General features: G+C 71.3%; 21 protein-coding genes, 4 tRNA genes and 1 pseudogene. 7 read left to right on the top strand and 19 right to left on the bottom strand.

What is annotated here, in order from left to right; genetic code table 11:
* Positions 1 to 138 precede the first annotated feature (138 nt).
* The 3 genes from nusG to DDJ31_RS22825 all read right to left on the bottom strand — a co-directional run bounded on the left by nusG (position 139) and on the right by DDJ31_RS22825 (position 1590).
* Positions 139 to 1044 (bottom strand): transcription termination/antitermination protein NusG, encoded by a 906-nt coding sequence (gene nusG / locus DDJ31_RS22835; protein WP_127178495.1) that lies wholly within the window; start codon positions 1042 to 1044, stop codon positions 139 to 141.
* Between the two features lie 80 nt (positions 1045 to 1124).
* Positions 1125 to 1409, bottom strand: a complete 285-nt coding sequence (gene secE / locus DDJ31_RS22830) for a preprotein translocase subunit SecE (protein WP_127178496.1) — start codon at positions 1407 to 1409, stop codon at positions 1125 to 1127.
* 108 nt (positions 1410 to 1517) lie between these two features.
* Positions 1518 to 1590 (bottom strand) — tRNA-Trp (locus tag DDJ31_RS22825).
* Positions 1591 to 1873: 283 nt separating this feature from the next.
* Here DDJ31_RS22825 and DDJ31_RS22820 point away from each other — a divergent pair.
* The 3 genes and pseudogenes from DDJ31_RS22820 to DDJ31_RS22810 all read left to right on the top strand — a co-directional run bounded on the left by DDJ31_RS22820 (position 1874) and on the right by DDJ31_RS22810 (position 4914).
* Positions 1874 to 3100 (top strand): pyridoxal phosphate-dependent aminotransferase, encoded by a 1227-nt coding sequence (locus tag DDJ31_RS22820; RefSeq protein WP_127178497.1) that lies wholly within the window; start codon positions 1874 to 1876, stop codon positions 3098 to 3100.
* A gap of 134 nt (positions 3101 to 3234) precedes the next feature.
* Positions 3235 to 4272: an adenosine deaminase gene (locus DDJ31_RS22815; protein ID WP_127178498.1), complete on the top strand. Its 1038-nt coding sequence runs from the start codon at positions 3235 to 3237 to the stop codon at positions 4270 to 4272.
* Between the two features lie 25 nt (positions 4273 to 4297).
* Positions 4298 to 4914 (top strand): annotated as a pseudogene (locus DDJ31_RS22810) (NAD(P)-dependent oxidoreductase).
* A 62-nt stretch (positions 4915 to 4976) separates the two neighbouring features.
* On the opposite strand, the gene DDJ31_RS22805 reads toward DDJ31_RS22810, so the two are convergent.
* From DDJ31_RS22805 to DDJ31_RS22770, 8 genes are all read right to left on the bottom strand, one after another.
* Positions 4977 to 6032, bottom strand: coding sequence for a UDP-N-acetylmuramate dehydrogenase (locus tag DDJ31_RS22805; protein WP_127178499.1), 1056 nt, complete (start codon positions 6030 to 6032; stop codon positions 4977 to 4979).
* Positions 6033 to 6154: 122 nt separating this feature from the next.
* Complete coding sequence (locus tag DDJ31_RS22800; protein WP_127178500.1) at positions 6155 to 7603, bottom strand: DHA2 family efflux MFS transporter permease subunit; 1449 nt, start codon at positions 7601 to 7603, stop codon at positions 6155 to 6157.
* 164 nt (positions 7604 to 7767) lie between these two features.
* On the bottom strand, positions 7768 to 8340 hold the full coding sequence (locus tag DDJ31_RS22795; protein WP_171480887.1) for a TetR/AcrR family transcriptional regulator: 573 nt from the start codon (positions 8338 to 8340) through the stop codon (positions 7768 to 7770).
* Positions 8341 to 8679: 339 nt separating this feature from the next.
* A complete protein-coding gene (locus DDJ31_RS22790) occupies positions 8680 to 9108 on the bottom strand; it encodes a MaoC family dehydratase (protein ID WP_127178502.1) in 429 nt (142 codons plus the stop codon).
* Positions 9109 to 9115: 7 nt separating this feature from the next.
* Complete coding sequence (locus DDJ31_RS22785; protein ID WP_127178503.1) at positions 9116 to 9568, bottom strand: MaoC family dehydratase N-terminal domain-containing protein; 453 nt, start codon at positions 9566 to 9568, stop codon at positions 9116 to 9118.
* 174 nt (positions 9569 to 9742) lie between these two features.
* Entirely contained in the window at positions 9743 to 9907 is a 165-nt protein-coding gene (rpmG, locus tag DDJ31_RS22780) for a 50S ribosomal protein L33 (protein ID WP_003948671.1), read from the bottom strand.
* Between the two features lie 90 nt (positions 9908 to 9997).
* Positions 9998 to 10070, bottom strand: a tRNA-Met gene (locus tag DDJ31_RS22775).
* A gap of 46 nt (positions 10071 to 10116) precedes the next feature.
* A tRNA-Thr gene (locus DDJ31_RS22770) sits at positions 10117 to 10189 on the bottom strand.
* A gap of 237 nt (positions 10190 to 10426) precedes the next feature.
* On the opposite strand from DDJ31_RS22770, the gene DDJ31_RS22765 reads away from it, so the two are divergent.
* Positions 10427 to 11728 carry a hydrolase gene (locus DDJ31_RS22765; RefSeq protein ID WP_127178504.1) on the top strand — a complete coding sequence of 434 codons (1302 nt, stop codon included), beginning with the start codon at positions 10427 to 10429 and terminating at the stop codon, positions 11726 to 11728.
* A 145-nt stretch (positions 11729 to 11873) separates the two neighbouring features.
* On the top strand, positions 11874 to 12530 hold the full coding sequence (locus DDJ31_RS22760) for an SDR family oxidoreductase (protein WP_127178505.1): 657 nt from the start codon (positions 11874 to 11876) through the stop codon (positions 12528 to 12530).
* A 67-nt stretch (positions 12531 to 12597) separates the two neighbouring features.
* On the opposite strand, the gene DDJ31_RS22755 is transcribed toward DDJ31_RS22760, so the two are convergent.
* Complete coding sequence (locus DDJ31_RS22755; RefSeq protein WP_127178506.1) at positions 12598 to 12810, bottom strand: hypothetical protein; 213 nt, start codon at positions 12808 to 12810, stop codon at positions 12598 to 12600.
* 163 nt (positions 12811 to 12973) lie between these two features.
* Between DDJ31_RS22755 and DDJ31_RS22750 the strand changes: the two genes are divergently transcribed.
* Positions 12974 to 14191, top strand: a complete 1218-nt coding sequence (locus DDJ31_RS22750) for a hypothetical protein (RefSeq protein WP_127178507.1) — start codon at positions 12974 to 12976, stop codon at positions 14189 to 14191.
* A 163-nt stretch (positions 14192 to 14354) separates the two neighbouring features.
* Here the strand turns inward: DDJ31_RS22750 and DDJ31_RS22745 are convergent.
* Positions 14355 to 14436, bottom strand: a tRNA-Tyr gene (locus tag DDJ31_RS22745).
* A gap of 224 nt (positions 14437 to 14660) precedes the next feature.
* On the opposite strand from DDJ31_RS22745, the gene DDJ31_RS22740 reads away from it, so the two are divergent.
* Positions 14661 to 15149 (top strand): YajQ family cyclic di-GMP-binding protein, encoded by a 489-nt coding sequence (locus tag DDJ31_RS22740; protein ID WP_127178508.1) that lies wholly within the window; start codon positions 14661 to 14663, stop codon positions 15147 to 15149.
* A 267-nt stretch (positions 15150 to 15416) separates the two neighbouring features.
* On the opposite strand, the gene DDJ31_RS22735 is transcribed toward DDJ31_RS22740, so the two are convergent.
* The 6 genes from DDJ31_RS22735 to DDJ31_RS22710 form a co-directional block, all read right to left on the bottom strand.
* Complete coding sequence (locus DDJ31_RS22735; protein WP_127178509.1) at positions 15417 to 15692, bottom strand: GlsB/YeaQ/YmgE family stress response membrane protein; 276 nt, start codon at positions 15690 to 15692, stop codon at positions 15417 to 15419.
* A gap of 250 nt (positions 15693 to 15942) precedes the next feature.
* Entirely contained in the window at positions 15943 to 16509 is a 567-nt protein-coding gene (locus tag DDJ31_RS22730) for an SMI1/KNR4 family protein (RefSeq protein WP_127178510.1), read from the bottom strand.
* Positions 16510 to 16656: 147 nt separating this feature from the next.
* A complete protein-coding gene (locus tag DDJ31_RS22725; RefSeq protein ID WP_127178511.1) occupies positions 16657 to 17049 on the bottom strand; it encodes a YccF domain-containing protein in 393 nt (130 codons plus the stop codon).
* Positions 17046 to 17909, bottom strand: coding sequence for a zinc metalloprotease HtpX (gene htpX / locus DDJ31_RS22720; protein ID WP_127178512.1), 864 nt, complete (start codon positions 17907 to 17909; stop codon positions 17046 to 17048). Before htpX ends, DDJ31_RS22725 begins: the two co-directional genes overlap by 4 nt.
* Before the next feature lie 288 nt (positions 17910 to 18197).
* Entirely contained in the window at positions 18198 to 19721 is a 1524-nt protein-coding gene (locus tag DDJ31_RS22715) for an NADH-quinone oxidoreductase subunit N (RefSeq protein WP_127178513.1), read from the bottom strand.
* Complete coding sequence (locus DDJ31_RS22710) at positions 19718 to 21292, bottom strand: complex I subunit 4 family protein (RefSeq protein WP_127178514.1); 1575 nt, start codon at positions 21290 to 21292, stop codon at positions 19718 to 19720. Before DDJ31_RS22710 ends, DDJ31_RS22715 begins: the two co-directional genes overlap by 4 nt.
* Positions 21293 to 21295 lie beyond the last annotated feature (3 nt).

Below are 21295 nucleotides of genomic sequence, written 5' to 3'. Positions count from 1 at the left end.
ACGGTTTCAGCGGCGGTCCCGCTCCGTCGGCGGCTCGGGGCGTGAGCGGACGACAAGGGCGCCAGAACCCGGTGGCGGCTTCTGCCGCCCGGTTCGTGGCGCCCTGTTCGCGAGTCCCGGTCGGCGGACCGGGTCTCGTCAGTTCTTCTGGATCTGGTCGAACGACAGCTCGACCGGCGTCTCGCGGCCGAAGATCTCGACCAGGCCCTTGACCTTCTTCGAGTCGGGGTTGATCTCGTTGATGGTCGCCTGGAGCGTGGCGAACGGGCCGTCCGTGACGGTGACCGAGTCGCCGACCTCGAAGTCGAGGACCTGGACCTCGACCTTGCGCTGCGGCGCCGGCTTGCCCTCGGCCTCGGCCGCCTCGCGGGCCGCCTTCTCCTCGGCCTCGGGGGCGAGCATCTTGACGATCTCGTCCAGGGTCAGCGGGTACGGGTCGTAGGCGTTGCCCACGAAGCCGGTGACACCGGGGGTGTTGCGGACGACACCCCAGGACTCGTTCGTCAGGTCCATGCGGACGAGGACGTATCCGGGGAGCTTGTTCTGCCGGATGGTCTTGCGCTCGCCGTTCTTGATCTGCGCGACCTCTTCCTGCGGCACCTCGGCCTGGAAGATGAAGTCCTCGACGTTCAGCGAGACGGCACGCTGCTCGAGGTTGGTCTTCACGCGGTTCTCGTAACCGGCGTAGGTGTGGATGACGTACCACTCGCCGGGGAGGGCACGCAGCTCCTCGCGCAGGGCCTGGACGGGGTCGACCGGCTCGGTCTCCTCCTCCTCGGCCTCTTCGGCGTCGGCGGTCTCGTCCTCGGCGCTCTCGCCTTCGACGCCGTCGGCGGCCTCAGCGTCTTCTGAGTCCCCGGCGTTTTCAGCTTCTTCGGCGTCTTCGACGTTTTCGACGTGCAGTGCGGCTTCTTCGGCGGGGTCGCCCGCCTCGGCCTCGGCAGCCTCGAACTCATCCTGCTCGTCCGCGCCCTCGACGATGTCGAGCTCGTCATCGTCCGCCTTGGCGGGCTCGCGGGAGTCGTTCAGGTTCGGGTCAGACACGATGGCTGCTTCTTCCTGGATACATAGGGGTGGAACATGCGAAAAAGGCGCCGGGTACCTCGGCGCCCTTCGCTCTCGGCTCAGCCGAAGACGTACTTGGCGGCGTGGCTGAGCCCATAGTCAATCACGGTCACCAGGCCGATCATGATGACCACGAAGACGATCACCACGGTGGTGTACGTGCTCAGCTGGTTGCGCGTCGGCCAGACGACCTTGCGGAGTTCGGCGATGACCTGGCGGTAGAAGAGGGCAAGCCTCTTGAGCGGACCCTTCTTGGCCCGCTTGCCGCCCTTACGGCCCTTCTTCGAATCCTGCGCCTCGTCCTGGGCATCAGGCGTATCGATGGAGCCCACGGCGTCCGCCATTCGTCCTCACCTGATTCCGGGTCGTGGCCGCGCCGCGCCCGGTTGGAGCCGCACGGCTGTGCATTACTGTACGTACATGCGCACACATCCTGGCGAAGGTGTGTGTAGCAGGGCCGGAGGGACTTGAACCCCCAACCGCCGGTTTTGGAGACCGGTGCTCTACCAATTGAGCTACGACCCTTTGTTGCGCCCCCCAACGTACCGCATCCGACCGAGTGCTCGGTGTGCACCCCGTGCGGCGCGGCTGCTGAAGGCCAACGAGGAGAGAGTGTACGTGCTCCGGGGCCCCTCGTCGAACAGAAAGCGCCCGTAGGGGGCTTGGCGGCCGAAGATCGCCGGGAGCCTCCCTGAAGATCCACCAGGCCACCGCCCGATTCCGGACGCGTGTTCAGTGAGTGACCGCGCCCTGTTCAGTCTGTGAAACCCGCGTGCCGGGCCGGTTTCCGGTCTGAAACGATGGGCGCATGAGCGCTGCAACCCCTCCCACCGAGCGCCGGGTCTCCGCCCGAGTCGGCGCGATCTCCGAGTCCGCCACTCTCGCCGTGGACGCCAAGGCGAAGGCCCTCAAGGCCGCCGGGCGTCCGGTGATCGGCTTCGGCGCCGGTGAACCGGACTTCCCGACCCCCGGTTACATCGTCGACGCGGCCGTCGAGGCCTGCAAGAACCCGAAGTACCACCGGTACACCCCGGCCGGCGGGCTGCCGGAGCTGAAGGCCGCGATCGCCGCGAAGACGCTGCGCGACTCCGGGTACGAGGTCGACCCGTCGCAGGTCCTGGTGACCAACGGCGGCAAGCAGGCCATCTACGAGGCCTTCGCGGCGATCCTCGACCCGGGCGACGAGGTCATCGTCCCGGCGCCGTACTGGACGACGTACCCGGAGTCGATCCGGCTGGCCGGCGGTGTCCCGGTGGAGGTCGTCGCGGACGAGACGACCGGCTACCGCGTCTCCGTCGAGCAGCTGGAGGCGGCCCGCACCGAGCGCACGAAGGTGCTCCTCTTCGTCTCCCCCTCCAACCCGACCGGCGCCGTCTACTCGCGCGCGCAGATCGAGGAGATCGGCCGCTGGGCCGCCGAGAAGGGCCTGTGGGTCCTGACCGACGAGATCTACGAGCACCTGGTCTACGGCGAAGCCGAGTTCCACTCGCTGCCCGTGGTGGTGCCCGAGCTGGCCGACCGGACGATCGTCGTCAACGGCGTCGCCAAGACGTACGCCATGACGGGCTGGCGGGTGGGCTGGTTGATCGGCCCCAAGGACATCGTCAAGGCCGCCACCAACCTCCAGTCGCACGCCACCTCGAACGTCTCGAACGTGGCGCAGGTGGCCGCCCTCGCCGCCGTCTCGGGCGACCTGTCCGCCGTCGCCGAGATGCGCGAGGCCTTCGACCGCCGCCGCACCACGATCGTGCGGATGCTCAACGAGATCGACGGCGTGCTCTGCCCCGAGCCCGAGGGCGCGTTCTACGCGTACCCGTCGGTGAAGGAGCTGCTCGGCAAGGAGATCCGCGGCAGGCGCCCCGCGAACTCGGTCGAGCTGGCCGCGCTGATCCTGGAGGAGGTCGAGGTCGCCGTCGTTCCCGGTGAGGCCTTCGGCACCCCGGGCTATCTGCGGCTGTCGTACGCCCTGGGTGACGAGGATCTCGTCGAGGGCGTCAGCCGGATCCAGAAGCTGCTGGCCGAGGCCAGGAGCTGACGCTCCACGCGAGCGTGCGGGGCGGTGGCCACTCGGGTGAGTGGCCGCCGCCCCGCGTCGTTTCTCCGTGCGAGCCGGACCACGTCCGGGGAATCGGGTACCGGGAGGGCCCGCGGGTGCGGCAGGATCTTGGGATGGAGCGTGTACGTGATGTCTCTGAGCTGCCGAAGGCCCATCTGCATCTGCACTTCACCGGTTCGATGCGGCCCGGCACCGTCCTCGAACTGGCCGACAAGTACGGCGTCCGGCTGCCCGACGCCCTCACCGAGGCGCTGACCGGCGGGGAACCGCCGCGGCTGCGGGCCACCGACGAACGGGGCTGGTTCCGCTTCCAGCGCCTGTACGACGCCGCCCGGTCCTGTGTGCGCGAGCCCGAGGACATCGGACGGCTGGTGCGCGAGGCCGCCGAGGAGGACGTCAAGGACGGCTCGGGGTGGCTGGAGATCCAGGTCGACCCGACCTCGTACGCCCCCCGTCTGGGCGGGCTGATCCCGGCGCTGGAGATCATCCTGGACGCGGTCGCGACGACGTCGCGGGAGACCGGGCTCGGGATGCGGGTGCTGGTCGCCGCGAACCGGATGAAGCACCCGCTCGAGGCACGTACGCTGGCCAGGCTCGCGGTGCGCTACGCCGACCAGGGCGTGGTCGGCTTCGGCCTGTCGAACGACGAACGGCGCGGCATGGCACGGGACTTCGACCGCGCCTTCCACATCGCCCGGGAGGGCGGCCTGCTGTCGGCCCCGCACGGCGGCGAGCTGACAGGCCCCGCGTCGGTGCGCGACTGCCTCGACGATCTGCACGCGGCCAGGATCGGCCACGGCGTGCGGGCCGCCGAGGACCCGCGGCTGCTGAAGCGGCTGGCCGACCGGAACGTGACCTGCGAGGTCTGCCCGGCGTCGAACGTCGCCCTCGGCGTCTACGAGAAGCCCGAGGACGTGCCGCTGCGCACCCTGTTCGACGCGGGTGTCCCGCTGGCCCTCGGCGCGGACGACCCGCTCCTCTTCGGCTCCCGGCTGGCCGCCCAGTACGAGATCGCCCGCCGCCACCACGCCTTCACGGACGCGCAGTTGGCGGAGCTGGCCCGCCAGTCGGTGCGCGCGTCGGCGGCCCCCGAGGACGTCAAGGCGAAGCTGCTGGCCGGGGCGGACGCCTGGCTGGCCCGACCGGCCTGAGCCCCCACCCACCACAGGAGCCCCCATGAACCTCACCGTCTTCGGCGCCACCGGCGGCATCGGCCAGGAGATCGTCCGCCAGGCCCTGGACGCCGGCCACACGGTCACCGCGGTGGTGCGGGACCCCGCGCGGCTGCCGGTGACGGGCGACCGTCTCGACGTGGTCCGCGCGGACCTCACCGACCCGGCCGCGGTGCGCCCGGCCGTCGCGGGCCGGGACGCGGTCCTCTCCGGCCTCGGCGCCCGCAGCCGCGCGGAGGCGGGGGCCGCGACCCGGCTGACGCGCACGGTGCTCACGGCCATGGCGGACGAGGGGACGCGGCGGCTGCTGGTGGTGACGGCGGGCCCGATCGGCCCGGCCCCGGAGAGCGGCGAGGGCGTCCTGGACCGCGCGGTGCGCGGGGTGGTCTCCGCGGTCCTGAAGGACGTGTACGCCGATCTGCGCGCGCTGGAGGCGGAGGTGGCGGCCAGCGGCACGGAGTGGACGGTGGTCCGCCCGCCGCGCCTCCAGGACCGCCCGCTACCGCACGGTCGTCGGCGGTTTCCCGCCCAGGGGCCGCTTCATCGGCCGCGCGGACGTGGCCCACGCGATGCTGGCGATGACCAGCGACGGTGGGCCGGGGCGTCGGCGTGGCGTACTGACCCCGCCGGACGGGCCCCGGAGGCCGCCGAGCGGAGTCCGAAGGCCGCCGGCGAGCGGGACCTCAGAGGCTGACGCCGACCGTCACCGGTTCGTTGACGAGGGTGACGCCGAACGCCTCGTGGACGCCCGCGACGACCTCGCGGGCGAGCGCGAGGAGGTCCTCGGTGGTGGCCGCGCCCCGGTTGGTGAGGGCGAGGGTGTGCTTGGTGGAGATGCGGGCGGGCCCGGTGCCGTAGCCCTTGGCGAAGCCGGCCTTGTCGATCAGCCAGGCCGCCGAGGTCTTGGTGTGCCCCTCCCCCGCCGGGTACGCCGGCGGCAGCACGCCGTCTCCGAGGCGCTCCCGTACGCGCGCGTGGAACGCGGCAAAGGCGGTGTCGGTGAGGATCGGGTTGGTGAAGAAGGAGCCGGCCGACCAGGTGTCGTGGTCCTCGGGGTCGAGCACCATGCCCTTCCCGGCCCGCAGCTTCAGCACCGTGTCGCGGGCGGCGTCGAGCGGGACGCGGTCGCCCGGCTCCACCCCCAACGCCCTTGCCGTCTCGGCGTACTTGAGGGGCGCGGACAGACCGCCCGCGTCCTCGAGGCGGTACCGGACCCGCAGCACGACGTACCGCTCGGGGTCGGCCTTGAAGCGGCTGTGCCGGTAGGAGAACGCGCACTGTTCGTTCGTCAGGGTGACCCGCTCGCGGGTGGTGCGGTCGTAGGCGACCACCTCGGTGATCGTCGAGGAGACCTCCTGGCCGTACGCCCCCACGTTCTGGATCGGTGTCGCGCCCGCCGAGCCGGGGATGCCCGCCAGGCACTCGACACCGGCGAGCCCGGCCTCGACGGTGCGGGCGACGGCGTCGGACCACACCTCGCCCGCGGCCAGCTCGAGCAGGGTGCCGTCCAGGGTGAAGCCCCGGGTGGCGACGACCAGGGCGGTGCCCGCGAAGCCCTTGTCGCCGACGACGAGGTTCGACCCGCCGCCGATCAGGAGCAGCGGGGTGCCGCTGTCGTCGGCCTCGCGGACGGCGGCGATCACCTCGTCGTCGCTCGTCGCGGTGACCAGCCGGTCGGCGGGACCGCCCAGCCGGAAGGTGGTCAGCGGGGCGAGGGGGGCATCGTGGAGTTCCTGCACGCGCCCAAGACTACGAGACGCCACTGACAGCGGCGCCTGGCCCGCCCGGGGGCGCGGCCACGCGCGCGTACGGCCCCGCGGGAGGGTGCGGGGCCGTACGCGCGCGTGCCGTTGCCCGCCGGTCAGGAGGCGGCCTTCTCCAGCGAGGGTTCCGCCCGGCCGTCCGGGCTCCCGGCCCGCTCGACCCGGGCGGCGCCGCCCGTGACCGGGATCAGCAGGGCGGCCACCGCGGCGAGGACGACGATCGCGGAGCCGGTGACCAGCGCCGGCTTGAGGCCGTCCACGAAGGTCTGCCCGGACTCATAGCCGCCCTGGGCGGAGAAGATCGACGCCATGACGGCGATGCCGAGGGCGCCGCCGACCTCGCGCAGGGCGTTGTTGGCGCCGGACGCGATGCCCTGTTCGGTGGGCAGGACACTGGACATGACCAGGTTGGCCGCGGGGGCGAAGAACAGCCCCATGCCGACGCCGCTGACGATCAGGGCGGGCAGTTGGCTGGCGTAGCTCGCGTCGGCGGTGACCACGGCGGCCATCCAGCCGAGGCCGACGGCCTGGAGGAAGAGGCCGACGGCGACCACGGGCCGGCCGCCGACGCGGTCGGAGAGGATCCCGGCGATCGGCGCGACGAGCATGGGCATGCCGGTCCAGGGCAGCATCCGCAGCCCCGCCTCGGTGGGCGAGTAGCCGAGCACGCCCTGCATGTACTGGCTGAGCAGGAAGATCGACCCGAACATGCCGAGGAACATCAGCAGGCTCGCCGCGTTGATGCCGGAGAAGGCGCGGGAGCGGAACAGCCGCATGGGGAGCATCGGGTTCTTGGCGCGGACGCTGTAGCCGACGAAGGCGACGAGCAGGGCGCCGCCCGCGATCAGGCCGGTCAGCACCAGGGACCCGGTCCAGCCGACGACGGGGCCGCGCACCAGGCCGTAGAGGACACCGAAGAGGCCGCCGCTGGCGAGCAGGGTGCCGGGGACGTCGAGCGGTGCCCCGGTGCCGAACGACTCGGCGAGGCGCAGCCGGGCGAGCGGCAGCAGGGCGAGGCCGAGCGGGACGTTCAGCCAGAAGATCCAGTGCCAGGAGATGTGCTCGGTGAGGCTGCCGCCGATGAGGGGTCCCGAGGCGACCGCGAGGCCGTTGACGGCGCCCCAGATGCCGTACGCCATCCCGCGCTTGGCGACCGGCACGGCGGCCGTCAGCAGGGTGAGCGTCAGCGGCATCATGATGGCCGCGCCGACGCCCTGGACCGCGCGGGCGGCGATCAGGCCGTCGATGCCGGAGGACAGGGCCGCGGCGGCGGACGCGCCGGTGAAGACAGTGAGTCCGACCAGGAGCATCCGGCGGCGCCCGAAGCGGTCGCCGAGGGCCGCGCCGAACATCAGCAGCACGGCGAAGGTGAGCGTGTAGGCGCTCACGGTCCATTCCAGGTCGTCCAGCGCGCCGCCCAGGTCCTCGCGGATGGAGGGCAGCGCGGTGGTGACGACGAGGTTGTCGAGGGCCGCCATGAATCCGGCGACGCTGGTGATGACGAGGGCCCAGACGGTTCCCCCGCGATGTGCGGTCTGCTCTGACATCTCTCCCCCAGAGAGCGTTCGGTTAGTAATTGATGACTAACTTTCCTGGACAGGGAACGGCGGCCACACCGCCGCCTTCCCGGTTCCGTACCGCGCCGCGCCTTACCGTCCCGCCGCCTCCCGCGCCCGACCCGTCCGCCGTCGCGGTCACGTCAGGACGTCCGTCACGGCTTCCGCTTGCCCCGGTCGGTCAGCGCCGCGGGCGACAGCCCCTCCCAGACCCGGTGATCGGGCGGGAACCCCATGGCGACCAGGCAGTTGATGAGCATGCCGTACGCCATGAAGGTCGTCGTCTCCTCGACCTCGGCGCCGAGCGGCAGGTGCACGGTGTCCCACAGGCGCATCCACCCGCTCCGCACGGCCTCGCCCAGCTCCCGGTCGCCCGCCTGCTCGGCGGCGGCGACCGCGACGTACATCTGCATCTGCATGAGCAGTTGTTCGGGCCGCTCGCTGATGACCCTGGTGTAGGCGTTGCCGATCTCGTGGTGCGCCTCTTCACCCTCCAGCCCTTCGCCCGCCTCCTCGAAGAGCTGCACGAGGTCGTCCATGCACCGCTGGACCACCGCGAGGAAGAGCGCCTTCTTGCCGGGGAAGAGACGGAAGAGATAGGGCTGCGAGACCCCGACCCGCTTGGCGATCGCCTCGGTCGACGTGCCGTAGTACCCACCGCGGGCGAACTCGGTGGTCGCCGCGCGGATGACGCTCTCACGCCTCTCTTCGGCGCTCATCCTGACCATGCGAGAAAATTAGTACTCACTCACTAACTACGTCAAGGGGAGGTATCACGGGGTGGGAGGCGATCACGAAGGGCTTCCGCGGAGCGGCGCGAGGGGGCGTCCGAGGCGGGGGCGGCACGAAGGGGCGTCCGAGGCGGAAGGCGATCGGGTAAGGGGCGCTCGCAATGGCGAGCACCCCTTACCCGAAGCCGAACCCGAAGCCGGACACCCGAACCCGAGCCGAACCCGAAGCCGGAGAACAGCGCCCGGGGCCGCCCGGCCGGCGGCAGCCGCCGGTCAGGCGGGTCAGGCGGGTCAGGCGGGTCAGGCGGGTGAGGCGGGTCAGGCCAGTCAGCCCGGTCAGTCCAGTCGCACGACCGCCCGGGACATCCCGAGCACCTTCTGGCCGCCGCTGGTGGCGAGGAGGTCGACGCGGACGGTCCGGTCGTCGAGCTTGGCCGCGACCTTGCCGCTGACCTCGATGACGGCGCCCTCGTCGTCGTTGGGCACGACGACGGGCTTGGTGAAGCGGACGCCGTACTCGACGACCGCGGCCGGGTCGCCGGTCCAGTCGGTGACGACGCGGATCGCCTCGGCCATGGTGAACATGCCGTGCGCGATCACGTCGGGAAGCCCGACCTCCTTGGCGAACTTCTCGTTCCAGTGGATCGGGTTGAAGTCCCCGGACGCGCCCGCGTACCGCACGAGGGCGGCCCGCGTCACGGGAAAGGTCCCGGCGGGGAGTTCGGTGCCGACCTCGACGTCGTCGTAAGCGATCTTCGCCGTCATGGCTGCCTCACGCCTCCTCTGCCGCGCGCGCGACGAGCTTGGTCCAGGCGGTCACGACGTGCTCGCCGGCCTCGTCGTGGACCTCGCCGCGGATGTCCAGGATGTCGTTGCCCGCCATGGACTTGACGGCCTCGATGGTGGAGGTGACGGTGAGCCGGTCACCGGCCCGCACCGGGCGCCGGTAGGCGAACTTCTGGTCGCCGTGCACCACCCGGCTGTAGTCGAGCCCGAGCTGCGGGTCCTCGATGACCACGGCCGCGGCCTTGTAGGTGATCGAGAACACAAAGGTCGGGGGCGCGATCACATCGGGGTGACCGAGCGCCTCGGCGGCCTCCGGGTCCACGTACGCCGGGTTGGCGTCGCCGACCGCCTCCGCGAATTCCCGGATCTTCTCCCGGCCCACCTCGTAGGGGGCGCTGGGCGGATAGCTCCGCCCGACGAAGGACTGGTCGAGCGCCATGGCCCGGCACCTCCTGATGTCCGCGGGCCCGCATGGCGCGTGGCCGCATCTGATCGACGGCGATCGATGATGATCGATCCCCTGGTCCGCTCCCGGCGACCCGTCGGTAACCGGTTCCGGAACGACACGAGGCCGCCCCCCGACTACGGGGGCGGCCTCGTGTACGAGCCTGATTTATCGCGTTTCGCGGTGCGCGGTGTGCGCGTTGCAACGCGGGCAGTGCTTCTTCATTTCAAGACGATCCGGGTTGTTACGCCGGTTCTTCTTGGTGATGTAGTTCCGCTCCTTGCACTCCACGCAGGCCAGCGTGATCTTCGGGCGGACGTCGGTGGCAGCCACGTGAAGTGCTCCTTGACGAACGGATAGAAATGATTAACGCATGAAAGAGTAGCCGATCGAAGGACCGACCCTGCAATCGGCTACTGTCAGTAGCGGTGACCGGACTTGAACCGGTGACACAGCGATTATGAGCCGCTTGCTCTACCGACTGAGCTACACCGCTTCGGTGGGATCAACTCCCGCCTTGCGACGGGAGTCTCTCTCACCAGAGCCCCAATACGGAATCGAACCGTAGACCTTCTCCTTACCATGGAGACGCTCTACCGACTGAGCTATTGGGGCGAGCGATGAAGACATTACACGGTCGGCGGCCGTTCGCCCAAATCCGTTGTGAGGCCCCCGTACCGGCCCGTCCCGAGCCCTTCCCACGGGCCTCATGACCCCCTCCCGAACGGCGGACCACACCGGTACGACTATTGCGCTCCTCCCCGCCGGGAGCGGATCACCGTCCTAGGCTCGACTCACTCTCCGTGATCTTGTGCGCGTCCCCCCGCGCAGCCCCCGAGCCTCTGGAGCGCGATGCCGGACAGCCAACCGCAGCCACCCCACTCGTCGTCATCGTCGTCATCGTCTTCGTCATCGTCGTCCGGGTCGTCCGGCCCCTCGGGACCTTCGGGTCAGGGCGAGCCCGCGGGACTGCTGCTGTGCGGAGCGCGGCTGACCGACGGCAGGACCGTGGACGTACGACTGGGCGGCGGGCGCATCGAGGCGGTCGGCACGGCGGGCAGCCTGGCGGCGGACGGCGCAAGGGGCTGCGGCGCGCGCGTGGACCTCACCGGCTACCTGCTGCTGCCCGCCCCGGCCGAACCGCACGCCCACGGCGACACCGCGCTCTCCGCCGACGGCCCCGCCTCCCACGAACCGCAGGACGTCCAGCGCCGCGCCACGGAGGCCGCGCTGCTGCAACTCGGCCACGGCGCGACCGCCGCACGCGCGCACGTGCGCGTGGGCGACGTCCAGGGCCTCGGCTCGCTGATCGCCGTCCTCCAGGCCCGCCGTTCGCTGCGCGGCCTGACCGAGCTGACGACGGTGGCCATGCCGAGGGTGCTGACCGGCGCGGCGGGCGCGGACGGGCTCGCGATGCTGCGGGACGCGCTGAAGATGGGCGCCTCGGTGATCGGCGGCTGCCCCGACCTCGACCCGGACCCCACGGGGTACGTGGAGGCAGTCCTGGAGGTCGCGTCCGAGCACGGCTGCCCGGTCGACCTGCACACCGACGCCGCCGACCCGGCCCGCCTCGCCCGGCTCGCCGCGATGGCGGGCGGGCTGCGCCCCGGCGTCACCCTCGGCCCCTGCGGCGGCCTCGCCCTGCTGCCGTCCGACGTCGCCTCCCGGGCCGCCGACCAGCTCGCGGCGGCCGGCGTGACGGTCGTCTGCCTGCCCCAGGGCGGCTGCCGCGCCGCCGAGCACCCCGACACCGCCCCGGTACGGCTGCTGCGGGCGGCGGGCGTCCGGGTCGCCGCCGGCAGCGGCGCCCTGCGCGACGCGACGAACCCCGTCGGCCGCGGCGACCCCCTGGAGGCGGCCTACCTCCTCGCCTCGCGCCACGGCCTGCGCCCCGAGGACGCCTACGACGCGATCAGCGCCTCCGCGCGCGCGGTGCTCGGCCTCCCCGAGGTCCGCGTGGAGGCGGGTTTCCCCGCGGAGCTCCTCGCCGTCCGCGGCGACGGTCTCGCGGGCGCGCTCTCCCTGGCGTACAGCCGCATCGTGGTGCACCGGGGGCGCGTGGTGGCGCGGACCAGCGCGGTACGGGAGTACTGCACCTCGGCGGCGGCGACAGAGCTGGGCCTCCCACGCCAGGGCCGCAGCGAACCGTCGTGAGGCCCTCCGCACCCCGTGCCTCACGCATCACACCTCGCGCCCCCGGGACCTCCTCCGTCTCTGCCTCCCCCTCGCTCCCGTCCGCCCCTGTGGCCGCCCCCGGGACGTGCGGCGGATGGGGCGGGCGGGGCGTACGGTCGAAGACATGCGCATTGTCATCGCTGGTGGTCATGGTCAGATCGCGTTGCGGCTCGAGCGGTTGCTCGCCGCGCGCGGGGACGAGGTCGCGGGGATCATCCGCCGCCCCGAGCAGGGCGACGACCTGCGGGAGGCCGGCGCCGAACCAGTCGTACTGGATCTGGAGTCGGCCTCGGTCGAGGAGGTCGCGGAGGTCCTACGGGGCGCGGACGCCGCGGTGTTCGCGGCCGGCGCGGGGCCGGGCAGCGGGGCGGCCCGCAAGGAGACGGTGGACAAGGGGGCGGCGGTCCTCTTCGCGGACGCGGCGGTCCGCGCGGGCGTACGCCGGCACGTGGTCGTCTCGTCGATGGGCGCGGACCCCGCGCACCAGGGCGACGACATCTTCGACGCGTACCAGCGCGCGAAGGGCGAGGCGGACGCCTATGTGCGCGGCCTGGACGGGCTGGACTGGACGATCCTGCGTCCCGGGATGCTGACGAACGACGCCGGCACCGGTCTCGTCCGCCTGGAGGCCCACACGGGCCGCGGCCCGGTCCCCCGGGACGACGTGGCCGCGGTGATCGCGGAACTGCTGGACACGGGGGCGACAGCGGGTCTGACGTTGGAACTGATCAGCGGGTCGGCACCGGTGTCGGTCGCGGTGAAGTCGGTGGCGGGGAACTGACCCCGGACCACCGCGGCACCGCAGGCAACCCCGCGCGCGTGCCGACGCGTTCGGCGGGACGAAGAACTCAGAACAGGGACATCTGCCCAGGGAAGTCCGGCAGCACGTAGCCGTCCAACGACGGCTGGGCGGCGCCGAGGTGCGCCTGCCGACGGGAGCCGGGGCAGGAGACGAACTCCCCGTTGCCACGGGTGCCGGGCGGATCGTGTCGGGCGAAGCGACCGGCGACGACGGCGATCTCGCGCCGGCATTCGGGGCAGCGTCTGCGCGGAGTGGACATGGGTTCAGTGTGCCCCGGCGGCCGGCGCGGCGCGTCGCGCGGGGTCCGGTGCGCCGCCGGAAAAGACCCGCTCACCGGCCCTCCACCTGCCCTTCTCCAACTCCCGCCCCTGGCAGGTATGTTCGAGTTGTTGATCATCGACATGCCGGACGGTGGAGGGCGCATGGACACGGCGACGGTCGCCGCGCGGTTGGAGGAGGCTCGCGAGGCCGACCAGCGGGGGCGCTCCCTGATCTGCGACGAGGTCTCCGCCGCGTTCCTGGCGGCGGGAACCGTCCCGTCGTTCGATGTGCGGACCGCGGACCCGGTCGACGACCCGTACTTCCTCTGCGCCGACCGCTATTGGCGCCGCCGGTTCCAGGACCGGCCGACGGCGCGGACAGCCGTCGCGTGCGCGCGCTGGATGTCGGACCATGTGCGCAAGGGCAGTTGGGGCGAGGTCGCGGAGCGGTGGGCCCTCGGCAACGGCTTCCTCGACCGGGCCGACACGGAGTCGGACGAGCGGACGGCCGAGGCGATGGGAGAGGCAGCGGCGGGCCCCGGCGACGAACGCGTCGCCTACTTCGTCGCGCTGTACCACGCGGGCAAGTTGCGGGCGAACTTCCGCTTCGACGACCTGTACGCCTTCCTGACCCACTCCCCCTCGGCCGGCGCGGTCGGCTCGCTCCGCGCGGAGCCCGTCTATGTGGCGCTCCAGGCGTTCGCCGCGTTCGGCAGCCGCGCCCTGACCGTCGCGCACGCCTGCGGCCTTCTGGAACGCGCCTGGTCCGCGCCTGACCGGACCCGTCAGACGCTGGACATCTGCCTGCACGGCATCGCGTTCGCCGCGCCTTTCGAGGGCCAGGGCGCGCTGTTGCGCCGCCACGCGGAGGAGGCGGTCAGGGCTTGGCCCGACGACCAGGTGTTCCACGCGCGCCTGGCCGCGGGACACCATCTGTGCGGACGGCATGACGCGGCGCTGGAGAGCATCGACACCGCCCTGTCACTGCTGGCGACAGGCCCGACGGCGGACCTGACCGGGCTCCGGGACCAGTACCTGACACGGCGGGAGTCCATCCAGGAGGGCAGGCTGCGGGCGCTGCGCGACGCGGACCAGCAGCGCCGGTGGTCCGAACAGACGGCGGCCAACGCCCGGTTGGAGAGGACCCTGCACACGTCCTCGACACGGACGGTGGAGGTCGTGGCGATCTTCACGGCGGCGATCGCCTTCGCCATCGGCTCCCTCCAGATCACCCTCACGGGAGAACTCCCCCTCTCCGACCGCCTCTGGCTCCTGACGGCCCAGGGAGCCGGCCTGGCGACGTTCGCACTGCTGATCGTCGGAGGCACCTGGCTGATCACACGAAACCAGGACCACGGAGGGGACGAGGAGGAGCGGTAGGGAGGGGGTGGGAACCCGGATGCGGACGGGGTTGATGAGGGCGGGACTACGGCCAGGGAGGATGAGCGGCCGCCGGTCCCGGCGGCCCGGGGACGACGAGGTCCGACACGAAGAAACCCCTCCTGAACTGTGTTTCCACAGTCAGAAGGGGTTTCCCCAAGGGTGGCGGCGCCAGGATTCGAACCTGGGAAGGCGAAGCCGGCAGATTTACAGTCTGCTCCCTTTGGCCGCTCGGGCACACCGCCGGGTTTTGCTGCCGTTCGAGCCGCTTTTCGGCGGTGCTCTCTGGCAACGACGTAAACGATACCTGATGCGGAGGGGTGCTTCGCCACCCGATTGAGCTGCGCTCGGACGACCCGGGGTGGCTAGGCTTGGGCGGATGCGGACCGGGCACACGCCGAGCGCGGCGGCCACCCCACGCCCGCCGATCCGCATCCCATACGCACCCCGATACAAGGAGCCACAGGACATGGCCGACTCCAGTTTCGACATCGTCTCGAAGGTCGAGCGGCAGGAGGTCGACAACGCCCTCAACCAGGCCGCCAAGGAGATCTCGCAGCGCTACGACTTCAAGGGCGTGGGTGCCTCGATCTCGTGGTCGGGCGAGAAGATCCTGATGGAGGCGAACTCCGAGGACCGGGTCAACGCCATCCTCGACGTCTTCCAGTCCAAGCTGGTCAAGCGCGGTATCTCGCTGAAGGCCCTGGACGCCGGTGAGCCGCAGCTCTCCGGCAAGGAGTACAAGATCTTCGCGTCCATCGAGGAGGGCATCTCCCAGGAGAACGCCAAGAAGGTGGCGAAGATCATCCGTGACGAGGGTCCGAAGGGCGTGAAGGCCCAGGTGCAGGGCGAGGAGCTGCGCGTCAGCTCGAAGAGCCGTGACGACCTCCAGGTGATCATCGCTCTCCTGAAGGGCAAGGACTTCGACTTCGCGCTCCAGTTCGTGAACTACCGGTGAGCTGCTGAGGTTCCCGGCGCGTCACGGCCGTCGTGAGTCGTCCCGACGAAGGCGGAGGGTGGGTGCCCCTTGAGGGCGCCCACCCTTCTCGTCAGTCGCCGTCGTGCTTCCGGCGGCTTCGGCCCGTGCCGACCGCCTCCGCCGCTCCCGCCGTCTCCGCCGCTCCCGCCGTCTCCGCCGCTCCGGAGCACTTCCTCCGGTCCGAAGCACTTCTGCCGGTCTGGAGCGCCTCCGCCGCTCCGGACCGCTTCCGTGGCCTCAGCCGCCTCAGCGCCGTGCGCTGCGGGAGTTGCCGAAGAGGAGTCGGTAGATGATCAGGAGGACGAGTGAGCCTCCGATCGCCGCGGCCCAGGTCGCGCCGTCGTAGAAGTCCTTGCTGATCGGGTGGTCCAGCCAGCGGGACGATATCCAGCCGCCGATGAACGCGCCCGCGATGCCGATGAGGGTCGTGCCGATGAAGCCGCCCGGGTCGCGTCCCGGCAGCAGGAACTTGGCGATGGCCCCGGCCAACAGCCCCAGAATGATCCAGCCGATGATCGTCATGCCGTGACCTTGCCTCTCCGTGCTGTGTCCACGCTGTCCCGGTGCTGTTCTGCCGCTCCGGGCCCGCTGTGCGTCACGCGCTGTGTGCCGTGCCTGTGCGTACCGGTCTCCTGCTCACCGCACGTCTGTTCATGCCTGGTGACGTTCGTGCCGTGCTGATGTCGAGGACGCCACGGTGTCCCGGCGCGGTTCCGGGGGTCGCGCGGCGCGGCCGGGCCGGGACTCCGTGACGTCCTGGCCCGCGGGCCGTTCAGGAGGCGCGTGAGGCCGCCACGCGGGTGGGGAAGTCCGCCCAGGGCGCCATCTCCATGCCCTCGTTCTCCTCCTCGTACCAGCCCGTGCGGTCGAGCCAGGCGTGGAGCCACTCCGCCAGGGACGGCGCGTCGACGTACCAGGCGTCCCGGGCGGCAACGGCGTTCGGTTCGTGCAGCAGGACCGTCGCCTCCGGGGTGCGGCAGTCCACGCACGCGTACATCGCGCAGCCCCAGTGGGATATCGGCAGGACCTCCTCGGGCCACGGTCGGTCGGGGTCCTTGCGGGCGCTCTCGCGGTTGGCGAGGTACTGGGTGACGACGGCGGGCTCGCCGGCCGGCGGGCTGTCGAGGAGCGGCAGCAGACCGTACTCGGGGCCGAATCCGCCGTCGCCTATGCGCAGGTACAGGTCGGCGAGCAGCGGGGGCAGGGCGAAGCCGAGGGCGGCCTCGGCGCGGGCCACCGTGGGGGCGTCGACCGGCTCGGGGAGGGAGGGCCAGCCCCAGGGACGGGTGGTGCGGGCCTTGGCGGCCACCCGTGCCAGCAACTGCTCGTTCGCGGTCATGAGTTCATGATGCAGGCCGGCACTGACAATCGGGCCGGCCTGTGGACAACCGTCCTGACTCGAACACCTGGGCGGGCGCGGGTCGGCCCTCCCGCGTGGGAACGCCAGGAACAGCAGGGACGCCAGGGACGCCGGGAGCGGCGTCGGTCAGCGTGCCGCGAACGGCTGGTCCGTCGGCACGATCTCGCGGCCGAGCGGGAACAGCGAGACGGGGATGAGCTTGAAGTTGGCGATGCCGAACGGGATGCCGATGATCGTGACGCACATGGCGAGGCCGGTCACGATGTGCGCGAGCGCCAGCCACCAGCCGGCGAGGACCAGCCACAGGACGTTGCCGACACAGGACGGCGCGCCCGCGTCGCGGCGCTCGACGGTGGTGTACCCGAAGGGCCACAGGGCGTAGACGCCGATACGGAAGGCGGCGATGCCGAACGGGATGCCGATGATCGTGACGCAGAGCAGCAGTCCCGCGACGAGGTAGCCGAGGAAGAGCCAGAAGCCGCTCAGCACGAGCCAGATGACGTTCAGGATGGTTTTCACTGCGGGCGACCTGCCATCTTCTCTAGCCGGGCGATGCGTTCCGCCATCGGCGGGTGTGTCGAGAACATCTTGGAGAGGCCCTGCCCGGGGCGGAAGGGGTTCGCGATCATCATGTGGCTCGCGGTCTCGATCCGCGGCTCGGGCGGCAACGGGAGCTGCTTGGTGCCCGCTTCGAGCTTGCGCAGGGCACTGGCGAGCGCGAGGGGGTCGCCGGTCAGCTGCGCCCCGGAGGCATCCGCCTCGTACTCCCGGGAGCGGCTGATGGCGAGTTGGATGACGCTGGCGGCGAGCGGCCCCAGGATCATGATCATCAGCATGCCGAAGATGCCGGGGCCGTCGTCGTCGTTGGAACGGCCGATAGGGATCAGCCAGGCGAAGTTGACCAGGAACATGATCACGGAGGCGAGGGCGCCGGCGACCGACGAGATGAGGATGTCGCGGTTGTAGACGTGGCTCAGCTCATGGCCGATGACGCCGCGCAGCTCCCGTTCGTCGAGGATGCGCATGATCCCCTCGGTGCAGCAGACGGCGGCGTTGCGCGGGTTGCGGCCGGTCGCGAAGGCGTTCGGCGCCTCGGTCGGGGAGATGTAGAGGCGGGGCATGGGCTGGCGGGCCTGTGTGGAGAGTTCACGGACCATCCGGTAGAGGGCCGGCGCCTCGAACTCGCTCACCGGGCGGGCGCGCATCGCGCGTAGCGCCAGCTTGTCGCTGTTCCAGTACGCGTAGGCGTTGGTTCCCAGCGCCACCAGGACCGCCACGACGAGGCCGGTGCGGCCGAAGAAGCTGCCGATGACGATGATGAGTGCGGACAGTCCTCCGAGGAGGATCGCTGTCCTTAGCCCGTTGTGCCGGCGGTGCACGGTACGCCCTCCAAGTCGTGCAGCAGGGGAACCCTTTGCTTGCTCTGGTCTTGCTCGCTGTCTCCGATGCCACCGGTGCCGTGGTGTCACGTCCAGTGGACCCTCCCGTACTGGTCAACGCCAGGCGAAGGTCACGAGTTCCCTGGTGCGGACGGCCGGATGCGTGGGCCGTCCGGGTGAGGTCCCTGTTCACGGTGGGGTCGGGCCCGCCGCGCGCCTCTCCGGAGGGGCGCGCGGGCGGTCCGTGGAGAGGCGTGCGCCGGGCTCGCGACGGCCGTGCGGGCGGGCTCAGAACAGGGTCGTGCCGGCGAGGCGCAGGACCAGCTGAGGGGCTCCGGAGAGGGCGATGCCGAGGGCGCCGGTGAGGGTGACGGCCGCGGTGACGGGGGCCGGAAGGCGGTGCCGCACGGGGTCGCCCTCGGGGGCGCGGAACAGCAGTGCCGCCCACTGGAGGTAGTAGTACAGCGCGATCACGACGTTGACGGCCATGACGACGGCGAGCCAGCCGAGGCCCGCGTCGACGGCCGCCGAGAACACGGTGACCTTCGCGAACAGTCCGATCACGCCCGGCGGCAGGCCGGCGAGGCAGAGCAGGAAGAACGCCATGAGGAGCGCGGCGAGGGGGTTGGTGGCGCTGAGGCCGCGGTAGTCGGCGAGGCGGTTCGCGGAGTGCGTGCGGCCCACCAGAGCGGCCACGGCGAACGCGCCGAGGTTCACGGCCGCGTACATCAGGGCGTACGCGAGCGTGGAGCCGATCGTGCGCCGGGGGTCGTCCGAGTAGCCGGCCGCGGCGATCGGGACGAGAAGGTAGCCGGCCTGTCCGACCGAGGACCAGGCGAGCAGCCGTACCGCGCTGTACGCGCGCGTGGCGCGCTGGCGGAGGGCGCCGACGTTGCCGACGGTCATGGTGAGGGCGGCCAGGACGGCGAGCGCAGGACCCCACACGTCGGCGTACGAGGGGAAGGCGACGACGGTGACGAGGATGAGCCCGGTGAAGCCGACCGCCTTGCCGACGACCGACAGGTAGGCGGCGATCGGCAGGGGCGCTCCCACGTAGGTGTCGGGCACCCAGAAGTGGAAGGGCACGGCGGCGGTCTTGAAGGCGAAGCCGACGAGGGTGAGGACCACGCCCGTCTGGGCGAGCGTGTGGAACTGGCCGTCGACGTGCTGGATGCGGTCGGCGACCTGGGTGAGGTACAGGGTGCCGGTGCAGGCGTACACGAAGCTGACGCCCATGAGGCTGACGGCGGTCGCGGTGACCGACGACAGGAAGAACTTCAGGGCCGCTTCGGATGACTTCCTGTCGCCGTGCCGGATGCCGACGAGGGCGAAGGCGGGCAGGGAGGCGACCTCCAGGGCGACGATCAGGGTGGCGAGGTCGCGGGCGGCGGGCAGGAGGGCGGCGCCCGCAGCGGAGGACAGCAGCAGGAACCAGTACTCCCCTTCGGGAAGTCGTCGGTCGGCGTCCTTGAGCGCGGTGACGGACAGGAGGGCGGTCAGGAGCGCGCCGCCGAGGACCAGGAACTGGACGACGAGGGTGAAGCGGTCGGCGCTGTAGCTGCACACGTCGGCGTCACCGGCGAGGCAGAAGGTGGCGCGGTCGCCGTCGAGGAGGGGCAGCAGCAGGAGCGCGGAGGCGGCGAGTCCGGCGACCGCGACCCAGCCGAGGAGCGCCTTGCGGTGCTCGGCCAGGAACAGGTCGGCGACGAGGACGGCGAGCGCGACGAGGGCCGCGAGGGTGGGCGGCGCGATCGCGAGCCAGTCGACGGACTGGACCAGGTTCGCGGCCGCCGGCTGGGCCAGGCTGCTCATCGGTTGCCTCCTGCGAAGAGCTGCTGCACGGCCGGGTCGGTCAGCCCGAGCAGGGCCTTGGGCCAGAGCCCGGCGACGACGGTGAGGACGACGAGCGGGGTCCAGGCCGCGAACTCGTAGCCGCGCACGTCGGTGAGGCGTGGCGCTTCCTGGGACGTCGGGCCCATGCAGACGCGGCGGACCACGACGAGCATGTAGGCGGCCGTGAGGAGGGTCCCGAAGGCCGCGATCGCGGTGAAGGTGAGGAAGGCGGGGCGGCTGAGGTCGGGGGCCGGGTCGAAGGCGCCGAACAGGGCGAGCATCTCGCCCCAGAACCCGGCCAGCCCCGGCAGGCCGAGCGAGGCGACGGCGGCGAAGGCTAGGAGGCCGCCGAGGCGCGGGGCCTTTCCGTAGAGGGCGGCGCCCGTCTCCTCGGCGAGGGTGTCGAGGTCGGTGCTGCCGGTGCGGTCCTTGAGGGCGCCGACCAGGAAGAACAGCAGGCCGGTGATGAGGCCGTGGGCGATGTTCGCGAACAGCGCGCCGTTCACGCCGGTCGGGGTCATGGAGGCGATGCCGAGCAGGACGAAGCCCATGTGGCCGACGGAGGAGTAGGCGATGAGCCGCTTGAGGTCGCCCTTCGCGCCCCGCTGGGCGAGGGCAAGGCAGGCCAGGGATCCGTAGATGATCCCGACGACGGCGAGGGCGGCGAGGTAGGGCGCGAAGGCGTGGAACCCGTCCGGCGCGACCGGCAGCAGGATGCGCACGAAACCGTACGTGCCCATCTTGAGCATGACACTGGCCAGCAGGACCGAGCCGACGGTCGGAGCGGCGGTGTGGGCGTCCGGGAGCCAGCTGTGCAGCGGCCACATCGGTGTCTTGACGGCGAGCCCAAGACCGATCGCCAGAACGGCGATGACCTGCACGGACGAGGTGAGCGACCGGCCGTTGTCAGTGGCGAGTGTCACCATGTCGAATGTGCCCGCCTTGATTCCGATCAGGAGCAGGCCGAGCAGCATGACGACCGAGCCGAGCAGGGTGTAGAGGATGAACCGCCAGGCGGCCCTGGCCCTGTCCTCGCCGCCCCAGCGGGCGATGAGGAAGTACATCGGGATCAGGACGGTCTCGAAGGCGAGGAAGAACAGCAGCAGGTCGAGGACGGCGAAGGTGGCGAGGGTGCCGGACTCCAGGACGAGCAGCAGCGCGACGAACGCCTTCGGGGACGGGCCCGCGGGCATCTTGAAGTACGAGTAGAGCGCGCAGAGGAAGGTCAGCAGCGCGGTCAGGACCAGAAGGGGGAGGGAGATGCCGTCGATGCCGAGGTGGATGCGCACATCGAGTGCGGGGATCCAGCTGATGTCGGTCGTGGCCTGCATCTTCGAGGGGTGGCTGTGGTCGAAGCCGAGCGCGAGGACGACCGCGGCGGCGAGGATCACGCCGGTCACGGTCACGCCGTGCCGCAGTACGGCCTGCTCGGGTGACTTCCCCTTCAGTCCCGGCGGTGCGGGCAGGAGGGCGGCGACGGCGCCGAGGAGCGGCCCGACGACGAGGAACGCCAGAAGGAACCGCATCACGGACTCGTTGATATCGATCACGCC

The organism is Streptomyces griseoviridis (assembly GCF_005222485.1).
In the GTDB taxonomy this organism is placed as follows: Bacteria; Actinomycetota; Actinomycetes; order Streptomycetales; family Streptomycetaceae; genus Streptomyces; species Streptomyces hintoniae.
This window is presented reverse-complemented; position numbering and strand designations above follow the sequence as displayed.

What these genes read in the sequence shown, in the direction of transcription:
- secE (WP_127178496.1), bottom strand. Translation starts at nt 1,409, where the DNA reads ATGGCGGACGCCGTGGGCTCCATCGATACGCCTGATGCCCAGGACGAG.
- DDJ31_RS22820 (WP_127178497.1), top strand. Translation starts at nt 1,874, where the DNA reads ATGAGCGCTGCAACCCCTCCCACCGAGCGCCGGGTCTCCGCCCGAGTC.
- DDJ31_RS22815 (WP_127178498.1), top strand. Translation starts at nt 3,235, where the DNA reads ATGGAGCGTGTACGTGATGTCTCTGAGCTGCCGAAGGCCCATCTGCAT.
- DDJ31_RS22800 (WP_127178500.1), bottom strand. Translation starts at nt 7,603, where the DNA reads ATGTCAGAGCAGACCGCACATCGCGGGGGAACCGTCTGGGCCCTCGTC.
- DDJ31_RS22795 (WP_171480887.1), bottom strand. Translation starts at nt 8,340, where the DNA reads ATGGTCAGGATGAGCGCCGAAGAGAGGCGTGAGAGCGTCATCCGCGCG.
- DDJ31_RS22790 (WP_127178502.1), bottom strand. Translation starts at nt 9,108, where the DNA reads ATGACGGCGAAGATCGCTTACGACGACGTCGAGGTCGGCACCGAACTC.
- DDJ31_RS22785 (WP_127178503.1), bottom strand. Translation starts at nt 9,568, where the DNA reads ATGGCGCTCGACCAGTCCTTCGTCGGGCGGAGCTATCCGCCCAGCGCC.
- DDJ31_RS22765 (WP_127178504.1), top strand. Translation starts at nt 10,427, where the DNA reads ATGCCGGACAGCCAACCGCAGCCACCCCACTCGTCGTCATCGTCGTCA.
- DDJ31_RS22760 (WP_127178505.1), top strand. Translation starts at nt 11,874, where the DNA reads ATGCGCATTGTCATCGCTGGTGGTCATGGTCAGATCGCGTTGCGGCTC.
- DDJ31_RS22755 (WP_127178506.1), bottom strand. Translation starts at nt 12,810, where the DNA reads ATGTCCACTCCGCGCAGACGCTGCCCCGAATGCCGGCGCGAGATCGCC.
- DDJ31_RS22750 (WP_127178507.1), top strand. Translation starts at nt 12,974, where the DNA reads ATGGACACGGCGACGGTCGCCGCGCGGTTGGAGGAGGCTCGCGAGGCC.
- DDJ31_RS22740 (WP_127178508.1), top strand. Translation starts at nt 14,661, where the DNA reads ATGGCCGACTCCAGTTTCGACATCGTCTCGAAGGTCGAGCGGCAGGAG.
- DDJ31_RS22735 (WP_127178509.1), bottom strand. Translation starts at nt 15,692, where the DNA reads ATGACGATCATCGGCTGGATCATTCTGGGGCTGTTGGCCGGGGCCATC.
- DDJ31_RS22730 (WP_127178510.1), bottom strand. Translation starts at nt 16,509, where the DNA reads ATGACCGCGAACGAGCAGTTGCTGGCACGGGTGGCCGCCAAGGCCCGC.
- DDJ31_RS22715 (WP_127178513.1), bottom strand. Translation starts at nt 19,721, where the DNA reads ATGAGCAGCCTGGCCCAGCCGGCGGCCGCGAACCTGGTCCAGTCCGTC.